The 18236-nt window shown below is 71.4% G+C and carries 15 protein-coding genes and 1 rRNA gene; 11 read left to right on the forward strand and 5 right to left on the reverse strand.

Annotated elements, in window-relative coordinates:
* The 3 genes from rrf to ACWGO0_RS13070 form a co-directional block, all read left to right on the forward strand.
* A 5S ribosomal RNA gene (gene rrf, locus ACWGO0_RS13060) occupies nt 1-92 on the forward strand; the annotation flags it as partial.
* 207 nt (nt 93-299) lie between these two features.
* The gene (locus tag ACWGO0_RS13065) at nt 300-1361 is read left to right on the forward strand and encodes a hypothetical protein (protein ID WP_453532948.1); all 1062 of its coding nucleotides are present in this window, start codon (nt 300-302) and stop codon (nt 1359-1361) included.
* Complete coding sequence (locus tag ACWGO0_RS13070; RefSeq protein WP_453532951.1) at nt 1358-2107, forward strand: hypothetical protein; 750 nt, start codon at nt 1358-1360, stop codon at nt 2105-2107. The genes ACWGO0_RS13065 and ACWGO0_RS13070 overlap by 4 nt, the downstream gene beginning before the upstream one ends.
* Before the next feature lie 64 nt (nt 2108-2171).
* Here ACWGO0_RS13070 and ACWGO0_RS13075 read toward each other — a convergent pair whose 3' ends face one another.
* Nucleotides 2172-3449: a DUF1015 family protein gene (locus ACWGO0_RS13075; RefSeq protein WP_453532537.1), complete on the reverse strand. Its 1278-nt coding sequence runs from the start codon at nt 3447-3449 to the stop codon at nt 2172-2174.
* A gap of 71 nt (nt 3450-3520) precedes the next feature.
* Between ACWGO0_RS13075 and ACWGO0_RS13080 the strand changes: the two genes are divergently transcribed.
* Together ACWGO0_RS13080 and ACWGO0_RS13085 are read left to right on the forward strand one after the other, a co-directional pair.
* Nucleotides 3521-4549 (forward strand): HAD hydrolase-like protein, encoded by a 1029-nt coding sequence (locus ACWGO0_RS13080; RefSeq protein ID WP_453532540.1) that lies wholly within the window; start codon nt 3521-3523, stop codon nt 4547-4549.
* 52 nt (nt 4550-4601) lie between these two features.
* Nucleotides 4602-5411, forward strand: a complete 810-nt coding sequence (locus ACWGO0_RS13085) for an ABC transporter ATP-binding protein (protein WP_453532543.1) — start codon at nt 4602-4604, stop codon at nt 5409-5411.
* On the opposite strand, the gene ACWGO0_RS13090 is transcribed toward ACWGO0_RS13085, so the two are convergent.
* Nucleotides 5395-5742, reverse strand: coding sequence for an SCP2 sterol-binding domain-containing protein (locus ACWGO0_RS13090; protein WP_453532546.1), 348 nt, complete (start codon nt 5740-5742; stop codon nt 5395-5397). The two genes, ACWGO0_RS13085 and ACWGO0_RS13090, sit on opposite strands and share 17 nt — an antisense overlap.
* Nucleotides 5743-5786: 44 nt before the next feature.
* Here ACWGO0_RS13090 and ACWGO0_RS13095 point away from each other — a divergent pair, with 44 nt between their 5' ends.
* From ACWGO0_RS13095 to ACWGO0_RS13115, 5 genes are all read left to right on the forward strand, one after another.
* Nucleotides 5787-6089 (forward strand): hypothetical protein, encoded by a 303-nt coding sequence (locus ACWGO0_RS13095; RefSeq protein WP_453532549.1) that lies wholly within the window; start codon nt 5787-5789, stop codon nt 6087-6089.
* Nucleotides 6090-6096: 7 nt separating this feature from the next.
* A complete protein-coding gene (locus ACWGO0_RS13100; protein ID WP_453532552.1) occupies nt 6097-6912 on the forward strand; it encodes a TlyA family RNA methyltransferase in 816 nt (271 codons plus the stop codon).
* Complete coding sequence (locus ACWGO0_RS13105; RefSeq protein WP_453532555.1) at nt 6909-7814, forward strand: NAD kinase; 906 nt, start codon at nt 6909-6911, stop codon at nt 7812-7814. The genes ACWGO0_RS13100 and ACWGO0_RS13105 overlap by 4 nt, the downstream gene beginning before the upstream one ends.
* Before the next feature lie 108 nt (nt 7815-7922).
* Nucleotides 7923-9668: a DNA repair protein RecN gene (recN, locus tag ACWGO0_RS13110; RefSeq protein WP_453532558.1), complete on the forward strand. Its 1746-nt coding sequence runs from the start codon at nt 7923-7925 to the stop codon at nt 9666-9668.
* 300 nt (nt 9669-9968) lie between these two features.
* Complete coding sequence (locus tag ACWGO0_RS13115; protein ID WP_453532561.1) at nt 9969-11063, forward strand: glycosyltransferase family 4 protein; 1095 nt, start codon at nt 9969-9971, stop codon at nt 11061-11063.
* Between the two features lie 21 nt (nt 11064-11084).
* On the opposite strand, the gene ACWGO0_RS13120 is transcribed toward ACWGO0_RS13115, so the two are convergent.
* The 3 genes from ACWGO0_RS13120 to ACWGO0_RS13130 all read right to left on the reverse strand — a co-directional run bounded on the left by ACWGO0_RS13120 (nt 11085) and on the right by ACWGO0_RS13130 (nt 16116).
* The gene (locus tag ACWGO0_RS13120; protein WP_453532954.1) at nt 11085-12710 is read right to left on the reverse strand and encodes a PucR family transcriptional regulator; all 1626 of its coding nucleotides are present in this window, start codon (nt 12708-12710) and stop codon (nt 11085-11087) included.
* Between the two features lie 110 nt (nt 12711-12820).
* Entirely contained in the window at nt 12821-14212 is a 1392-nt protein-coding gene (locus ACWGO0_RS13125) for an FAD-binding oxidoreductase (RefSeq protein ID WP_453532564.1), read from the reverse strand.
* 101 nt (nt 14213-14313) lie between these two features.
* Nucleotides 14314-16116: a glycoside hydrolase family 15 protein gene (locus tag ACWGO0_RS13130; RefSeq protein WP_453532957.1), complete on the reverse strand. Its 1803-nt coding sequence runs from the start codon at nt 16114-16116 to the stop codon at nt 14314-14316.
* Between the two features lie 438 nt (nt 16117-16554).
* Between ACWGO0_RS13130 and ACWGO0_RS13135 the strand changes: the two genes are divergently transcribed.
* Nucleotides 16555-18204 (forward strand): CTP synthase, encoded by a 1650-nt coding sequence (locus ACWGO0_RS13135; protein WP_453532567.1) that lies wholly within the window; start codon nt 16555-16557, stop codon nt 18202-18204.
* Nucleotides 18205-18236: the final 32 nt, after the last annotated feature.

The following is an 18236-nucleotide window of genomic DNA, read 5'->3' on the forward strand; positions in this document are numbered from 1 at the left end:
CGCCCGGTTACATTCCGAACCCGGAAGCTAAGCCTTTCAGCGCCGATGGTACTGCAGGGGGGACCCTGTGGGAGAGTAGGACGCCGCCGAACAATCTTTCAAGGACCCTTGGTCCCAGCGTTCATGCTGGGACCAAGGGTCCTTTTTTGTTTTCTCGAAGCGCGTTGGCCGGTTGGCTGCGCGAGAATGTCTGTGGTACCCGATGACAGGAGTCACACCCATGTCCACCAACTCTCCCGACGATCGTCCGGAGCGCGAGCCGCGTCGCCGGGACGGCGGTGACAAGGGCGGCTTCCGCGGTGGTCGTGACGACCGGTCCAGCGCGCCTCGCCGTGACAACGACCGGGGTGGCTTCCGTCGGGACGACAGCCGACCCACGGGTGGCGGTTCCGGCGGTGGCTTCCGCCGTGACGACCGGGCCCCGCGTCGCGATGACAGCCGGCCGACCGGCGGTGGGTCCGGTGGTGGTTTCCGTCGCGATGACAACCGTGGCGGTGGCAGTTCGGGCGGTGGGTTCCGTCGGGACGACAACCGTGGTGGCGGTAGCTCCGGTGGTGGGTTCCGTCGTGATGACCGTGCCCCGCGTCGTGATGACAGCCGGCCCACCGGTGGTGGGTCCGGTGGTGGTTTCCGTCGCGATGACAACCGTGGTGGCGGCAGTTCCGGTGGTGGGTTCCGTCGTGACGATCGCGCCCCGCGTCGTGATGACGACCGTGGTGGGCGTCCCAGTGGTGGCTTCGAGCGGCGCGATGACCGGCCGCGTGGCCCCCGTCGTGACGACGACCGCCCCAGCGGCGGCTTCCGCCGTGACGACAACCGTGGCGGCGGTAGCTCCGGTGGTGGTTTCCGTCGTGATGACCGGGCCCCGCGCCGTGATGACAGCCGGCCCACCGGTGGTGGCTCCGGTGGTGGGTTCCGTCGTGACGATCGCGCTCCGCGTCGTGATGACAGCCGGCCGACCGGTGGTGGGTCCGGCGGTGGTTTCCGTCGCGATGACAACCGTGGCGGTGGTGGGTTCCGTCGTGATGACCGTGCTCCGCGTCGTGATGACGACCGTGGTGGGCGTCCCAGTGGTGGCTTCGAGCGGCGTGACGACCGGCCGCGTGGCCCCCGTCGTGACGACGACCGCCCCAGCGGCGGCTTCCGCCGTGACGACAACCGTGGCGGCGACCGGGATCGTGGCCCGCGTCGTGATGACGACCGTGGTGGGTACCGCGGTGGGCAGCGTGACGACCGCGGTGGCCGTTCCGGTGGTTTCGAGCGGCGTGACGAGCGGGACCGTGAGCCGATCAAGCGGCTCCCCATCCCCGACGACGTCACCGGTGACGAGATCGACAAGGACGTTCGCCAGGAGCTCCTGAGCCTGCCGAAGACGCTTGCCGAGGATGTCGCACGCAACCTCGTCATGGTGGCCAACCTGATCGACGAGGACCCCGAGCAGGCGTACGCGTACTCGCGCATCGCACTGCGGCTGGCCTCGCGTGTGGCCGCCGTGCGTGAGGCCGCCGGCTTCGCCGCGTACGCCACGCAGAAGTACGCCGAGGCGCTGGCCGAGTTCCGGGCGTCCCGTCGGATGACCGGGTCCGTGGAGCTGTGGCCCGTCATGGCCGACTGCGAGCGTGGCCTCGGCCGCCCAGAGAAGGCGATGGCCATGGCCGGCGAGCCGGAGGTGCAGAAGCTCGACAAGGCCGGACAGGTCGAGATGCGTCTCGTGGCCGCCGGAGCCCGCAGGGACATGGGGCAGATCGATGCCGCCATCGTCACGCTGCAGGGACCCGAGCTGGCGTCGAGCGCCGTGCACTCGTGGACTCCGCGCCTGCGTTACGCGTATGCGGACGCGCTGCTCGAGGCCGGTCGCGAGGACGAGGCGCGCGAGTGGTTCGGCAAGGCCCTGGAGGCCGACAAGGACGGTTCGACCGACGCGTCGGACCGGCTGGCCGAGCTCGACGGCGTCGAGTTCGTCGACGCTCTCGGTGAGGGCGACGACCACGAGGCCGTCGAGATTGTCGACGTCGTGGAAGCCGACGCTGCGGGCGACGAGCTCGACGACCAGGACGACGAGGACGAGGACGACGACGAGGACTCGGACGAGGCCCCGAAGGCGTAAGTCGTGATGAAGAGGGCGGCACCCGGTTCGGGTGCCGCCCTCTTCTGTTTGTGGCGCGGTTCGGTCAGTCCAGGTCGAGGCTGCGCAGCACGATGCCCGTGGCAGGCTTGGGGCCGAACGATGTCGATTTACGCGGCATCGTGACGCCCTGCCGGGCCAGGTCGCGGACGACTTCTTCCCGTACCGGATGGAGCAGAACCGCCGTGGCGTTGTGGCGTTCGGCCTGCTCGACGGCGGCTGCGGTGTCGTGGATGTACGCGATGTGTTCCGGGGCGTCGGGGATCCGCCAGACCTGGTCGAGCAGCGTGGAGTGCAGGACCGTCGCGTCCAGCGTCCGCCAGGCCAGGGGGCGGTCCGCCGGGACCGTACGGGACAGAAGCCCTCCGTCCGGGCGGTCGACCAGGTGGAAGCCACCGTCGCCGGCGAGGAGGAACGCGTTGCCCTCGGCCGTGGCTTCGGCGAGGGCGCCGAGCGCGTGGGGGAGCGGGCCCTCGACGTCCCGGACGCGGAAGAGGCCGTCCAGGGCGGCGAGCGCTTCGGCGACCGGGAGTCCGTGCAGCAGGCGGTGGATGGCGCGGACCTGGAGCGGGTAGCGGGCCGTGTCGACGAGAAGGACCAGGCCGAAGTCCCAGGGGCCTGGGCCGGTCTGTTCCTGCTGGAGTCTGAGATACGTGGCCCAGCGGTGGTGGCCGTCTGCGATCAGCGCCTGGTGGCGGGAGAGATCCGACTCGATCTCGGCCCGTTCCGCGGGGTCGGTGACGGCCCAGAGGCGGTGGCTGAAACCGTCCTCCGTCGTGGTGGCGAGGAGCGGCGGGCGCGCGACCATGCGTTCGATCACGGCGGTCGTGCCGGTGCGCCGGCCGTCGCTCCGGTACGTGAGCAGCAGCGGCTCCAGATGGGCCGCCGTCGTGCGCATCAGGTCGGCCCGGTCCTCGACGACGTGGGCCATGACGTCCTCGTGCGGGAGCACGATGCCGTCGGCGGCGGGTGACAGCGCCAGGGCGCCGATCAGGCCGCGTTGCAGGATCTCGCTGTTGCGCTGCTCGTAGACGTACAGCGCCGGTGCCGGATCGGGCGCGAGCACGCCCTCCGAGAGCCAGTCGCCGAGCGTCTCGGCGGCCTGCTGGTGGCGGGCCGTGGCCGTGTCCGCCTGCGGCAGGATCAGCCTGACGATGTTGTGCGGGTCCGCCGACTCCAGGTGGTGGAGTCCGTCGGGCCTGACGACGACGTCGTACGGCGGTGAGGTCACCGCGGCGAGGCTGCCGACCCGCTCGGGGACGTAACGAAGTCCACGGAACGGGATCAGACGCAGCCCCTGTTCGGCGGGACCTGATGTGTTCATTTCTGCATCGTATGTGCGCTCCGCGCATGCGCGATGATCGGGGGAGAGGCATGAATGAGGAGCGTATGCATATGAGTCAGCAGTACACGTCCCGGCCGCTCGGGAGCAGCACGGCGCTGAGCGAGGCGTACGACACGGCCCTGCTCGATCTGGACGGGGTGGTGTACGCGGGCGGGCACGCCATCGTCCATGCCGTCGAGTCGCTCGGCATCGCACGGAACGGCGGGATGCGTCTCGCCTATGTGACGAACAACGCGCTGCGGACGCCGGACGCGGTGGCGGAGCATCTGACCGAGCTCGGTGTGCCTGCCGAGGCCGCCGATGTGATCACCTCCGCTCAGGCGGTGGCCCGGCTGATGGCGGATCAGCTGCCGCCCGGTGCGCGGGTGCTGGTGATCGGCGGGGAAGGGCTGCGGGTCGCCCTGCGCGAGCGCGGTCTGGTGCCCGTGGAGTCGGCGGACGACGAGCCGGTTGCCGTGGTGCAGGGGTACGGCGGTCCGGACCTGGCATGGGGGCGGCTGGCCGAGGCGAGCTACGCGGTCGCGCGCGGGCTGCCCTGGTTCGCGTCCAACACCGATCTGACGATTCCGAGTGCCCGGGGCATCGCGCCGGGCAACGGCGCCGCGGTGGAGGTTGTCCGGATCGCTACGGGCGCCGAGCCGCAGGTCGCGGGGAAGCCATTGCCGCCGATGCACCGCGAGACCGTGCTGCGGACCGGGGCCGAGCGGCCGTTGGTCGTCGGGGACCGGCTGGACACGGACATCGAGGGCGCGTTCAACGGGGGCGTCGACTCGCTGCTCGTGCTCACCGGGGTGACGGACGCCGCCCGGCTCCTGGCCGCCGAGCCGCGGTACCGGCCCACGTACGTGGACCGGGATCTGCGGGGACTGCTCACCGGGCAGCCCGAGGTGACGGTGGTGGACGACGCGTGGCGCTGCGGCGGCTGGAGCGCCGCCGTGCGCGGGGACGAGCTGGTGCTGGAGGGGCAGGGCGACGAACTGGACGGGCTGCGGGCGCTCTGCGGGGCGGCCTGGACGTATGCGGGCGAGGGTTCGTGCGGCCTGGACGCGGGGAAGGTGCTCGCGAGACTGGGGCTGTAGGGCGGAGGGTAGGCTTGCCTAACTTGCGTCGACCGACTCCGGGAGTACGACCATGCAGCGCCTCACCGCAGATTCGGTGACCCTCGGCTACGACCAGCGGGTCATCGCCGAGGACCTCTCGGTCGAGATTCCCGACAACTCCTTCACGGTGATCGTCGGCCCCAACGCCTGCGGGAAGTCGACCCTGCTGCGCGCGCTGTCCCGGATGCTGAAGCCGAGCCGGGGCCAGGTGCTCCTGGACGGGCAGTCCATCCACGCGCTGCCCGCCAAGAAGGTCGCGAAGCTGCTCGGGCTGCTGCCCCAGACCTCGATCGCTCCCGACGGCATCACGGTCGCGGACCTCGTCGCGCGCGGTCGCTACCCGCACCAGGGGCTGCTGCGGCAGTGGTCGCCCGAGGACGAGCGCGTTGTCGTGGAGTCCATGGAGTCCACGGGTGTGGGTGAACTCGCCGGTCGCTATGTCGACGAACTGTCCGGTGGGCAGCGTCAGCGTGTCTGGATCGCGATGGCGCTCGCCCAGCAGACCCCGCTGCTGCTGCTGGACGAGCCGACGACGTACCTCGACATCCAGCACCAGATCGACGTGCTCGACCTGTGTGCGGAGCTGCACGAGACGCGTGGGCGCACTCTGGTCGCCGTCCTGCACGATCTGAACCATGCCGCGCGGTACGCCACGCATCTCATCGCGATGCGTGAGGGGCGGGTCGTAGCCGAGGGTGCGCCGGGTGAGGTCGTCACTGCGGAGCTCGTCGAGGAGGTGTTCGGGATGCGGTGCCAGGTCATCGATGATCCGGAGACCGGCACGCCCTTGGTGGTGCCGGCCGCCCGGAAGGCGCGGACAGGCGCTAGAGCAGGGATCTGAGCTTCAGGAGGTCCCGGAAGCCGGCCTCCAGGCGGACCCGGCCCGAGCCCCACGCCTTCGCGAAGTTCAGCTCGCCGGCCACCATCGCCACGAGATCGTCACCCGCCATCGCCAGCCGGATCTGGGCCTTCTCGCGGGGTGGGCCCTCGACCGTGTCGAGAACCGTGATCCGGCCATCCTTCAGCCGCCCGGTGAAGGTCACATCGAGATCCCTGATGTGACAGCTCAGTGACCGGTCGAGGTCGGCAGCGCTGCGCACGTCCCCCTCGGCCCCTGTCAGGTTGTCGGAAAGTCTGTCGAGTGCGCTGCGGCACTCCGCCATGGTCGCCATATCGCCGTCGACGCTACCTCAGCCCTTCGCGGTAGCGTTTCGGCATGAGCGACGACTGGATGCCGGGGCCGGAGACGCCGCCCGGGACCACCTCCGGGGAACCGGAACCGGCTGCCCCGCCCTCCTTCGAGCCCGCGGCGCCCACGCCCCTGGGCGTCGTACGCACCCCCACGGGGAACGCCGACGTGGACGCGCGACTGGAGCGTCTGGCCGATGCGGACCACCTCCCGGCGGACGGGCACACCGAGGTGTACGAGGATGTACACCGTGGACTGCGCGAAGCGCTGACCGCACTGGACGCCCGGCCCGCACCCGCGCCGATGGCCCCGCACAACCACAGGAGCTGAACCGAACGTGGCAGGAGTGGCACGTCGCCGCCTCGACGCCGAGCTGGTACGCCGTAGTCTCGCCCGCTCTCGCGAGCACGCGAGCCAGCTGATCGCAGCGGGGCGGGTGACCGTCGGAGGTACCACCGCGACCAAATCCGCCACGCAGGTCGAGACCAGCGCCGCGGTCGTCGTCACGAAGGACGAGGGCGATCCGGAGTACGTCTCGCGCGGCGGGCACAAACTGGCCGGCGCCCTCGCCGCCTTCGTACCCCTGGGGCTGAAGGTCGAGGGGCGGCGGGCGCTGGACGCCGGGGCGTCGACCGGTGGCTTCACCGATGTACTGCTGCGGGCCGGAGCCGACCATGTCGTCGCCGTCGACGTCGGCTACGGGCAGCTCGCCTGGTCACTGCAGTCCGATGAACGCGTCACCGTCAAGGACCGTACCAACGTGCGGGAGTTGACGTTGGAGCAGATCGACGGGACGGCGGTGGACCTGGTGGTCGGCGATCTGTCGTTCATTCCGCTGGGGCTGGTGCTGCCCGCTCTCGCGCGCTGTGCCGCCCCCGACGCGGACCTGGTCCTCATGGTCAAGCCGCAGTTCGAGGTGGGCAAGGAGCGGCTCGGCAGCGGCGGGGTGGTCCGCAGCCCCGAACTGCGGGCGGAAGCGGTACGGGAGGTGGCCCGCCGGGCCGGTCTGCTGGGCCTGGGGGTACGGGGTGTGACGGCGAGTCCGCTGCCCGGACCCTCGGGGAACGTCGAGTACTTTCTGTGGCTGCGGGCCGGAGCTCCTGAGCTGGACCCCGCGGATGTCGACCGTGCAGTGGCGGAGGGGCCTCGTTGACGACGAATACGGCACGAACAGTATTTCTTCTCGCGCACACCGGCCGGCCGGCCGCGATCCGGAGCGCCGAACTCGTCGTGCAGGGGCTGCTCCGCAACGGTCTCGGCGTGCGGGTGCTGGCCCACGAGGCGGCCGATCTGCCGCTGCCACCCTCCGTCGAGATCGTCAGCGAGACGGGCCCCGCCGCGGTGGACGGCTGTGAGCTGCTGATCGTCCTCGGCGGGGACGGCACACTGCTGCGCGGCGCCGAGATCTCCCGGGCCTCCGGGGTACCGATGCTCGGCGTCAACCTCGGCCGGGTCGGCTTCCTCGCCGAGGCCGAGCGGGACGACCTGGACCAGGTGGTCGAGAGGGTCGTCTCCCGCGCCTACCAGGTCGAGGAGCGCATGACGCTCGACGTCGTCGTGCACAGCAACGGCGACATCGTGCACACCGACTGGGCGCTCAACGAGGCGGCCGTGCAGAAGGTGTCGCCGGACCGGATGCTGGAAGTCGTCCTGGAGATCGACGGCCGCCCGGTCACCGGTTTCGGCTGCGACGGGATCGTCTGCGCGACCCCGACCGGTTCGACCGCTTACGCGTTCTCGGCTGGCGGACCCGTGGTCTGGCCGGAGGTCGAGGCGCTGCTCATGGTGCCGATCAGCGCCCACGCGCTGTTCGCCAAACCGCTCGTGACCTCTCCGACCTCGGTGCTCGCCGTCGAGGTCCAGCCGCACACGCCGCACGGGGTGCTGTGGTGCGACGGGCGCAGGACCGTGGAGCTGCCCGCGGGCGCCCGGGTCGAGGTACGGCGCGGGGCGGTGCCCGTACGGCTGGCACGGCTGCACCAGGCGTCGTTCACGGACCGGCTCGTCGCCAAGTTCGCGCTGCCCGTTTCCGGGTGGCGGGGAGCGCCCCACTGACCCTCCGGATGCCCGGCTCCGGCACCGTCCCGCGCACCCTCCCGCACACCGGAGAGTGAATCGGGTACCGGGCCCCGTCGCATACCGGGGTCCGGACCTCGTAAGGTCGTGTCCGTGTTGGAGGAGATGCGGATACGGTCGCTCGGAGTCATCGACGACGCGGTGGTGGAGCTGTCACCCGGTTTCACCGCGGTGACGGGCGAGACCGGCGCGGGCAAGACCATGGTCGTCACCAGTCTGGGGCTGCTGCTCGGCGGGCGCGCCGACCCTGCCCTGGTACGGATCGGGGCCAAGGCCGCGGTCGTCGAGGGCCGGATCACGGTGTCCGAGGGCGACGCGGCAGCGCTGCGCGCCGAGGAGGCCGGGGCGGAACTCGACGACGGTGCGCTGCTCATCAGCCGTACCGTTTCGGCCGAGGGGCGTTCCCGCGCTCATCTCGGCGGCCGGTCCGTGCCCGTCGGGGTGCTGGCCGAACTCGCCGACGAGCTCGTGGCCGTGCACGGCCAGACCGATCAGCAGGGACTTCTCAAGCCTGCCCGGCAGCGTCAGGCCCTCGACCGGTACGCGGGCGGTGGCGTCGACGTGCCCCACGCCAAGTACGCCTCCGCCTACCGGCGGCTGCGCGCGGTCGCGGCGGAGCTCGACGAGCTGACGACGCGTGCCCGCGAACGGGCCCAGGAGGCAGACCTGCTGCGCTTCGGCCTCAACGAGGTCGCCGCCGTGGATCCCAGACCGGGTGAGGACGTCGAGCTCGCCGCCGAGGCGCAGCGGCTCGGTCATGCCGACGCGCTCGCCTCCGCCGCCGCCCTCGCGCACGGAGCGCTCGCGGGCGATCCGGAGGACCAGGAAGGTGTCGACGCCACGACCGTGGTCGCGGCGGCGGGCCGGTCCCTGGAGGCCGTACGGGCCCACGATCCGGCACTGGCCGGGCTCGCGGACCGGATCGGGGAGATCTCCATCCTGCTGGCCGACGTGGCCGGGGAGCTTGCCGGGTACGCCGACCAGCTGGAATCCGATCCGCTGCGGCTCGCCGCGGTCGAGGAACGCCGCGCGGCACTCACCGCGCTCACCCGCAAGTACGGCGAGGACGTCACCGCGGTCCTGGCCTGGGCAGAGGACGGCGCGGGGCGGCTCACCGAGCTGGAGGGCGACGACGACCGGATCGGCGAGCTGACGGCGGAGCGCGACGCGCTGCGCGGCGAACTCTCCGCACTCGGACAGGCGTTGACCGACGCGCGTACGGAAGCGGCGGAGCGTTTCGCCGGGGCCGTGACCGCGGAACTGGCGTCGCTCGCGATGCCGCACGCCCGGGTCTCGTTCGAGATCAGGCAGACCGAGGCGCCGGACGAGGCGTCCGGCATCGACATCGGCGGGCGGAGCGTCGTCTACGGCCCGTCCGGCGCCGACGAGGTCGAACTGCTCCTGGCCCCGCACCCCGGCGCCCAGCCCCGGCCGATCGCCAAGGGCGCGTCCGGCGGTGAGCTGTCCCGCGTGATGCTGGCCGTCGAGGTGGTGTTCGCGGGGTCCGCCCCCGTACCGACGTACCTCTTCGACGAGGTCGACGCGGGTGTCGGCGGCAAGGCGGCCGTGGAGGTGGGCCGGCGCCTGGCGAAGCTCGCCAGGTCGGCGCAGGTCGTGGTCGTGACCCATCTGCCCCAGGTGGCGGCCTTCGCCGACCGGCAGCTGCTGGTCGAGAAGACGGTCGACGGCTCCGTGACGAGGAGCGGTGTGACGGTCCTGGAGGGCGAGGACCGGGTCCGGGAGCTGTCGCGGATGCTCGCGGGCCAGGAGGACTCGGAGACGGCCCGTGCGCACGCCGAGGAGCTGCTCGCCTCGGCGCGGGCGGACAGGTAGCGCGGATATCGGGGCAGGCGCGCACGGGAGCCCCTCGGTGGGGCTCCCGTCCCGGGGCCCGACTCGCCCGGCGGTCGCGCGGCCTCCGGGCAGGCGCGGGCAGGGGCGCCGGACGGTCGGAGCGGGTGCGTCCGGACGGCAAGAGCGCGCCATTTGTCTCACCCGTGCGAGTGATGCGGTGCGGCTCGTTGTCACCAGGCGCACGGCAACAACGCTCCGGCGGTCCCGGAACGTGCGTACGGACTGGCATCCTTGGCGCTGTACATACCGCCGACTCGGGAGCCCCGGGAGCCATTCAACGTGTCACAGCTGCATACGGTCCAAGTCCTCGGCGGGGGCAGTGCGGGCAGCAGCGCACATGTCAGCTCGCTGTCCGCAGGGCTCGTGGCCAGGGGCGTGCGGGTCACGGTCTGCGCACCGGCCGAGCTGGACCGCGCCTACGACTTCCCCGCCACCGGAGCACATTTCCTGCCCGTTCCCCGGCGCAGTGACCCCTCCGCCGTCGCTGCGCTGCGTGCCGCCTGCGCGGACGCCGACGTCGTTCACGCCCATGGACTGCACGCGGCGGTACGCGCCGGGCTCGCGCTCAGCGGGCGGCGCACCCCGCTCGTCCTGACCTGGCACACCCGCTCCCATGCCGAGGGCGCCCGGCGCCGGCTGCTGCGCATGCTGGAGCGAAGGGCCGTCCGTGCGGCGGCCGTTGTCCTCGGTACGTCATCGGACCTGGTCGACCGTGCCCGCAGGTGCGGTGCGCGCGATGCCCGGCTCGCGCCGGTCGCGGTGCCCGTGGCCCGGTTCCCCGTGAGTGTCCACGACGGCAAGGCGAGGGCCGAACTGGGCGCGGTCGAGCGGCCGTTGCTGATGTCCGTGGGCAGTCTCGTGCCGGCCCACGGGTACGACACGCTGCTGGACGCCGCCCGGATGTGGCGTGAACTCGACCCCGTACCCCTGCTGATCATCGCGGGGGAGGGGCCGTCCAGGGCGGCCCTGCAGCGCCGCATCAGGGACGAGGAGCTGCCCGTCAGCCTCATCGGCTGCCGGGAGGACATCGGTGAACTCCTCGCCGCCGCCGATCTGGCGATCCTGTCCAGCCGCTGGGAGGCCCGGTCGCTCCTGGCCCAGGAGTCGCTGAGGCTCGGTGTCCCGCTGGTCGCCACCGCGGTCGGCGGAGTGCCCGAACTCGTGGGTGAAGCCGCCGAACTCGTACCGTACGGGAACGCCGAAGCGCTCGCCCGTACCGTGATCCGGCTGCTCGGCGACCCGGAGCGGCGGGCGCGGCTGACGGCCGCTGGGCCCGTACAGGCCGCCGGCTGGCCGACCGAGGACGACACGATCGCGCAAGTGCTCGCGGTGTACGACGAGTTGGCGCAGCCGCAGCTGGTCCGCACCCGCTGACTCGCTTCTCCGAAGAGGGCGTTACGAGGCGTGGCGGCGGGCGCGCAGGGCCAGGCTCAGGGCCAGCACCGTCTGCGGGTCGTCCAGGTCCGTGCCGAGCAACTCGCCTATACGGGCCAGCCTGTTGTAGAGCGTCTGCCGGTTCAGATGCAGTTCGCGGGCCGTCTCCGCCTTGCGGCCCGCATGAGCGAGATACGCCTCAAGAGTGGGGAGGAGCGGGGGCCGCGAGGTGCGGTCGTGGTCGCGCAGCGGGCCGATCGCCCGGTCCACGAAGGCCGCCAGATCCGGATGGTCCCGCAGCCGCCACAGCAGCAGATCGATGTCGAGGCGCCGGGCGTCGTACCAGGGGCGGTCGCTGAGCCCCTGCGCTGCGGCTGCCGTCTCCGCCGCGTGCCGCAGCCCCGCGCCGGCCGCTGCCCAGCCGCCCGCCACACCGACCACCACGACCGGCGGATGCGATCCGGCGCGCTCCAGGCCCGCGCGTGCCACGCCCGCCCGCAGGGCCGCGGCGACCCGGTCGGCCACCGCTGTGCGTTCGGTCTCCGAGCGCAGCCCCAGCAGCAACGGGACCCTGCCCTCCACGGGGCGGACGCCGAGCAGTACGGGCACGCCCACCGATGACAGTTCCTCCAGGACCGCGCGGGCGAGCAGCGCCCAGTTGCCCGAGGGGGAGAGTTCGGGGGCCAGTCGCATCACCACGGGCAGCAGCGGAGCCTCGCCCGGCTTGAAACCGAGGACCCTGGCCTGGGCGGGCGCGTCCTCGGGGGCGATCCGGCCCTCGGCGAGGTCGGTGAGGAAGTCGCCCCGGCCGCGTGCCGCGAGCTCCTCCTCCTGGCGCGCCTGCATCAGGACGACGGCGATCAGGCCCGCGGCCCGCTCGGCCGCCATCCGGTGCACGGGCACCAGCGGCCCGTCCACGGCCAGCATCACCAGCCTGGCCCGCACCGAACCGGCCCCCGCGCCGCCGCCGGGTACATCCACCAGCAGGGCACTGGCGGGCGGGCTCTCGCGGGCCGCCCGGCCGCCGCGCATCCCGTCCCAGACCTGGAGCGGATCCGCGCTCGCCGGGCGCGCCCCGGTGCCCGCCGCGTACAGCAACTGGCCGTCGGCGGTCTCCAGGAAGACCGGGTTGGCGGTGAAGTCCGCCAGGATGCCGAGCACCTGCGGGACCCCGCCGCCGCCCAGCAGCGCGTGCGTACAGCGCATGTGGACCTCCTCGGCCTGCTGGAGGAGCGCGTAGTGCCCGTTGACGATCTCGGTGTGGACCTCCTCGGTCACCGCCACGAACGGCACCTCGCGGTGCAGCTGCACGAGCGGCAGCCCGGCCGCGCGCGCGGCGTCCACGATGGACGCGGGCAGTCGGCTGAAACGCGGTCCGAGTTCCACCACGAGCGCGGCTATGCCACGGTCGGCGAGCCGGCGAACGAAGGCCCGCTGCTCGGCGGGGCGGGTGCCGAGCCCGAGGCCGGTGGTGAGCAGCAGTTCGCCGCCCTTGAGGAGCGACGCGATGTTCGGTACCTCGCCGGCGTGCACCCAGCGCACCGTACGGTTCAGCCGGTCGGCACCGGCCACGACCTCCGGGAGCCCGCCGCGCAGCCCGGGGAGCTCCAGCGCGCGCTGCACGGTTATTCCGCCTTGGGTCTCCACTGGCTGAGGCCTCACGCTTTCACTCGGATCCGCAGGACTGTCGCCCTGACCAGGAAGTTACCGGGCGAATGGGGCCGTGAACATCGACCGTTCCGTCGATATGGCGTGCGTCACAGTTGCCCGGCGGGCTGGATGTTGTGGTTGAGGCGGAACACGTTGCCGGGGTCGTACCGCGCCTTGACCGCGGACAGCCGCGCGTAGTTCTCGGCGCCGACACCCTCGACGACCCGGGACGATCCCTCGTTCCCGATGAAGTTCAGATACACGGCGCCACCTGACCAGGGACGCATATCGGCGCGCACATCGCGTACCCACTGCTTGGCGCGCGCGTCGTCCGACGGGCTCTCCCAGACGCCGAAGGGGTGGACCGCCCAGGGGGCGGAGCGCCACGGCAGCGGGTATCCGTCGGTGTTCCTGGACACCGCGCCGCCCATCGGGAACAGCACGTGCTGGGTCGCCGAAGGCATCGGCATGTCGTCCGCGCGGGCGCAGAACACCTCCACCGCCTCGTCCGGGAGACTGTCGAGATACTCGGCGGACCAGTAGTTCCGCATGCCGGGCGGGTCGTCCAGCATGCACTGGAGGTCCGCGTACGGCAGTTCGGCGATTAGCTCCGCCTCGTGGCCGAGCGCGAGCAGCGGGGCCGCGACGGCGCGGGCCCGTTCCTCCGTTCCCGCGAAGGTGAGCAGCGTCGCGCAGACCGGCGTGCCGACCAGACGCTCCGGTACGAAGTCCTCGGGCGGCGCCGTGAAGTAGAGACAGCCGCCGCCCGCCTCGTCCGGCGCCGAGCCCATCACGTCGCGGAACGTCTCGACGACGGGGCGGCCCTCCTCGGGGCGGTGGAGCAGCAGGACGAAGCTCATCGCGGGCAGTTCGTGCAGTTCAAGGGTGAGGGCCGTGGCGACGCCGAAGTTGCCGCCGCCGCCGTGCAGGGCCCAGAAGAGCTCGGGGTTCTCGTCGACACTCGCGTGCACCGTTTCGCCGTCCGCGGTGACCAGCTCGACGGACAGCAGGTTGTCGCAGGCGAGCCCGAACTTCCGCTCCAGCCAGCCGGAACCGCCGCCGAGCGTGAAGCCCCCGACGCCGGTGGTGGAGGCCCGGCCGCCGGTCGTCGCCAGACCGTACGGCTGGGTCGCCCGGTCCAGGTCGCTCATGGTGGCCCCGCCGCCCACCCGTACCGCGCGGGACGCAGGGTCGACCGTCACCTCGTTCATTCGGCGCAGGTCGACGACGAGCCCGCCTTCGCTCAACGCGGTGCCGGCCACGCCGTGGCCCCCGCCGCGCACGGCGATCTCCAGCCCGTGCGCCTGGGCGAAGCGCAGGGCGTGCGCCACATCGGCGGGGGACTCGCACTGGGCGATGACCGAGGGACGGCGGTCGATCATGCCGTTGAAGACGGTGCGTGCTTCGTCGTAACCCGTGTCGGCGGGTGTGAGCGCGTCCCCCGCGAGTTCCTCACGAAGGCCGGTGAGGTCGGCTTCGACTGTGCTGCGGGGCGCCATCGAGGGCCCCCTTCCGGAGGCGTGACAGGACAGTCCAAGCGTATTACCGCTTGCTCGTACCGGCCGTTCGGCACTGTCCTGCCATCGCACCCCCCGTGGGCTCAGCCGACGTACGCGCCGCTCGCCGTCAGCCGCAGGGCCGTGTCGATCAGCGGCACGTGACTGAACGCCTGCGGGAAGTTGCCCACCTGGCGTTGCAGCCGGGGGTCCCACTCCTCCGCGAGCAGCCCCAGGTCGTTGCGGAGCGAGAGCAGCTTCTCGAAGAGGCGGCGCGCCTCGTCGACCCGCCCGATCATGGCGAGGTCGTCCGCCATCCAGAACGAACACGCCAGGAACGCGCCCTCGTCACCCTCCAGGCCGTCCACGCCCGCGTCCTCGCCCGCGGTCGGGTAGCGCAGGATGAAACCGTCCTCCGTGGACAGCTCCCGCTGGATCGCCTCGATCGTGCCGATGACCCGCTTGTCGTCCGGTGGCAGGAAGCCCATCTGCGGGATGAGCAGCAGGGACGCGTCCAGCTCCTTCGAGCCGTAGGACTGCGTGAAGGTGTTGCGTTCCGGGTCGTAGCCCCGCTCGCAGACATCGCGGTGGATGTCGTCGCGCAGCTCGCGCCAGCGCTCCAGCGGCCCCTCGGTGTCCCCGGACTCGATCAGCTTGATGGTCCGGTCGACCGCGACCCAGGCCATCACCTTGGAGTGAACGAAGTGGCGGCGCGGCCCGCGCACCTCCCAGATGCCCTCGTCGGGCTCGTCCCAGTGCTTCTCCAGGTAGCTGATCAGCTTGAGCTGGAGCCCCACCGCGTAGTCGTTGCGGGTCAGGCCGGTCATGTGCGCCAGATGCAGCGCCTCGGTGACCTCGCCGTACACATCGAGCTGGAGCTGCCCCGCCGCGCCGTTGCCGACGCGGACCGGGCCGGAGTTCTCGTACCCGGGCAGCCAGTCGAGCTCGGCCTCGCCGAGCTCCCGCTCGCCCGCGATCCCGTACATGATCTGAAGGTTCTCCGGGTCGCCCGCGACGGCCCGCAGCAGCCATTCGCGCCAGGCCCGGGCCTCCTCGCGGTAGCCGGTGCGCAGCAGGGAGGAGAGGGTGATCGCCGCGTCACGCAGCCACGTGTAGCGGTAGTCCCAGTTCCGTACGCCCCCGATCTCCTCCGGCAGGGAGGTCGTGGGGGCCGCCACGATGCCGCCTGTGGGCGCGTACGTGAGGGCCTTGAGGGTGATCAGGGAGCGGACCACGGCCTCCCGGTAGGGCCCGTGGTACGTGCACTGGTCGACCCACTCGCGCCAGAACTGCTCCGTCGCCTCAAGGGAACCCTCGGGGTCGGGCAGGGCCGGGGGCTCGCGGTGCGAGGGCTGCCAGCTGATGGTGAGCGCGATCCGGTCGCCGGGGCCCACGGTGAAGTCGGAGTACGTCGTCAGGTTCTTGCCGTAGGTCTCGGCCGGAGTGTCCAGCCAGACCGAGTCGGGGCCGGCGACGGCGACGGTACGGCCGTCGACCTTGTGCACCCAGGGCGTGACCCGCCCGTAGCTGAACCGCATGCGCAGCTCCGAGCGCATCGGCACCCGGCCGCTCACACCCTCCACGATCCGGATCAGCTGCGGCGCGCCGTCACGCGGCGGCATGAAATCGGTCACGCGGACGGTGCCGCGCGGCGTGTCCCACTCCGATTCCAGGATGAGGGAGTCCCCTCGGTAGCGGCGACGGTCCGCGTAAGGCGGCGGTGTCCCCTCGCCGGTCGCCGGGGCCAGACGCCAGAAGCCGTGCTCCTCGGTGCCAAGCAGTCCTGCGAAGACGGCGTGCGAATCGAAGCGGGGCAGGCACAGCCAGTCGGCCGTGCCGTCCCGGCAGACCAGGGCAGCGGTCTGCATGTCTCCGATGAGTGCGTAATCCTCGATGCGCCCGGCCACGTGCATCTCCAGTCGAACGGCCATGTCGCCCCGAGGGGCGCTTACTGCAGGTCAAGGGTCGTGGGTCGTGGGGGAAGAACCGACGAGATCTCGCACCGGCTGAGCGGGCGGGGGTGGTGCCGCTGGCCGGCCAGCTCGGCAGCAAGTGTCCGAGCAGGATACGACGCAGATGGATGATCCGCGCGACCGTCTCGGCAACACCCCTGAGCCGAACGGGTGGGACGTGAAACGAGTGCGGTCATCCTGTGTGGCCCGTGTGAGGGAGTGTGGCCGGAAGCAGCCTCTCGTCGTCGCTGTTACCCTGGTAGCCCGTGGACCGGTGGTCGTTCCCGACAGTGGACGAGACCCCCGAACCGCAGCGACGGCACCTCCGGATTCTCCGGTTCGGCAACGCCGGCACGCACCTCACGATCGCGACCACGGGAGCCCCCTTTGGCTATGCAGCCCACATCCACGACGACCAAGCACATCTTCGTCACCGGGGGTGTCGCCTCCTCCCTCGGCAAGGGTCTGACTGCCTCCAGCCTGGGTGCCCTGCTCAAGGCACGGGGCCTGCGGGTCACCATGCAGAAGCTCGACCCCTACCTCAACGTCGACCCGGGCACGATGAACCCCTTCCAGCACGGAGAGGTGTTCGTCACCAACGACGGCGCCGAGACCGACCTGGACATCGGCCACTACGAGCGCTTCCTCGACGTCGACCTCGACGGCTCGGCCAACGTCACCACCGGCCAGGTCTACAACACGGTCATCGCCAAGGAGCGGCGCGGCGAGTACCTCGGCGACACCGTCCAGGTCATCCCGCACATCACCAACGAGATCAAGCACCGCATCCGCCGCATGGCGACCGACGACGTCGATGTCGTCATCACCGAGGTCGGCGGCACGGTCGGCGACATCGAGTCGCTGCCGTTCCTGGAGACCGTCCGTCAGGTCCGCCACGAGGTCGGCCGGGACAACGTCTTCGTCGTCCACATCTCGCTGCTGCCCTACATCGGGCCGTCCGGCGAGCTGAAGACCAAGCCCACCCAGCACTCGGTCGCGGCCCTGCGCAACATCGGTATCCAGCCGGATGCCATCGTGCTGCGCGCCGACCGTGAGGTCCCGACCGCCATCAAGCGCAAGATCTCGCTGATGTGCGACGTCGACGAGACCGCCGTGGTGGCCTGCCCGGATGCCCGCTCGATCTACGACATCCCCAAGGTGCTGCACACCGAGGGTCTGGACGCCTATGTCGTGCGCAAGCTCGACCTGCCGTTCCGCGATGTCGACTGGACCACGTGGGACGACCTGCTGGACCGCGTCCACAACCCCGACCACGAGATCACCGTCGCGCTCGTCGGCAAGTACATCGACCTGCCCGACGCCTATCTCTCCGTCACCGAGGCCATCCGTGCCGGTGGCTTCGCGAACAAGGCCCGCGTCCAGGTCAAGTGGGTCGCGTCCGACGACTGCAAGACCCCGGCCGGCGCCGCGAAGCAGCTCGCCGACGTCGACGCGATCTGTGTCCCCGGCGGCTTCGGCGACCGCGGTGTCAACGGCAAGATCGGCGCCATCCAGTACGCCCGCGAGAACAAGGTGCCGCTGCTGGGCCTCTGCCTCGGCCTCCAGTGCATCGTGATCGAGGCGGCGCGCAACCTCGCCGAGATCCCCGACGCCAACTCCACCGAGTTCGACGCCGCCACCTCCCACCCCGTCATCTCGACGATGGAGGAGCAGCTCGCGTACGTCGAGGGCGCGGGCGACCTGGGCGGCACGATGCGCCTCGGCCTCTACCCCGCGAAGCTCGCCGAGGGTTCGGTCGTCCGTGAGGCGTACGCCGACCAGCCGTACGTGGAGGAGCGCCACCGCCACCGCTACGAGGTCAACAACGCCTACCGCACCGAGCTGGAGAAGAAGGCCGGTCTGGTCTTCTCCGGCACCTCCCCGGACAACAAGCTCGTCGAGTTCGTCGAATACCCGCGCGAGGTCCACCCCTACCTGGTCGCCACCCAGGCGCACCCGGAGCTCATGTCCCGCCCGACCCGCCCGCACCCGCTCTTCGCGGGCCTGGTGAAGGCGGCCGTGGAGCGCAAGACGGCCAAGTAGTCCGCAGGAGATACCGTTGACCGGGGTACGCG

It is taken from the genome of Streptomyces sp. NPDC055749, from assembly GCF_053617235.1.

Coding starts and splice junctions, on each gene's coding strand:
- ACWGO0_RS13080 (WP_453532540.1), top strand. CDS start 3,521: ATGAGTCAGCAGTACACGTCCCGGCCGCTCGGGAGCAGCACGGCGCTG.
- ACWGO0_RS13125 (WP_453532564.1), bottom strand. CDS start 14,212: ATGGCGCCCCGCAGCACAGTCGAAGCCGACCTCACCGGCCTTCGTGAG.
- ACWGO0_RS13135 (WP_453532567.1), top strand. CDS start 16,555: ATGCAGCCCACATCCACGACGACCAAGCACATCTTCGTCACCGGGGGT.
- ACWGO0_RS13085 (WP_453532543.1), top strand. CDS start 4,602: ATGCAGCGCCTCACCGCAGATTCGGTGACCCTCGGCTACGACCAGCGG.
- ACWGO0_RS13075 (WP_453532537.1), bottom strand. CDS start 3,449: ATGAACACATCAGGTCCCGCCGAACAGGGGCTGCGTCTGATCCCGTTC.
- ACWGO0_RS13095 (WP_453532549.1), top strand. CDS start 5,787: ATGAGCGACGACTGGATGCCGGGGCCGGAGACGCCGCCCGGGACCACC.
- ACWGO0_RS13090 (WP_453532546.1), bottom strand. CDS start 5,742: ATGGCGACCATGGCGGAGTGCCGCAGCGCACTCGACAGACTTTCCGAC.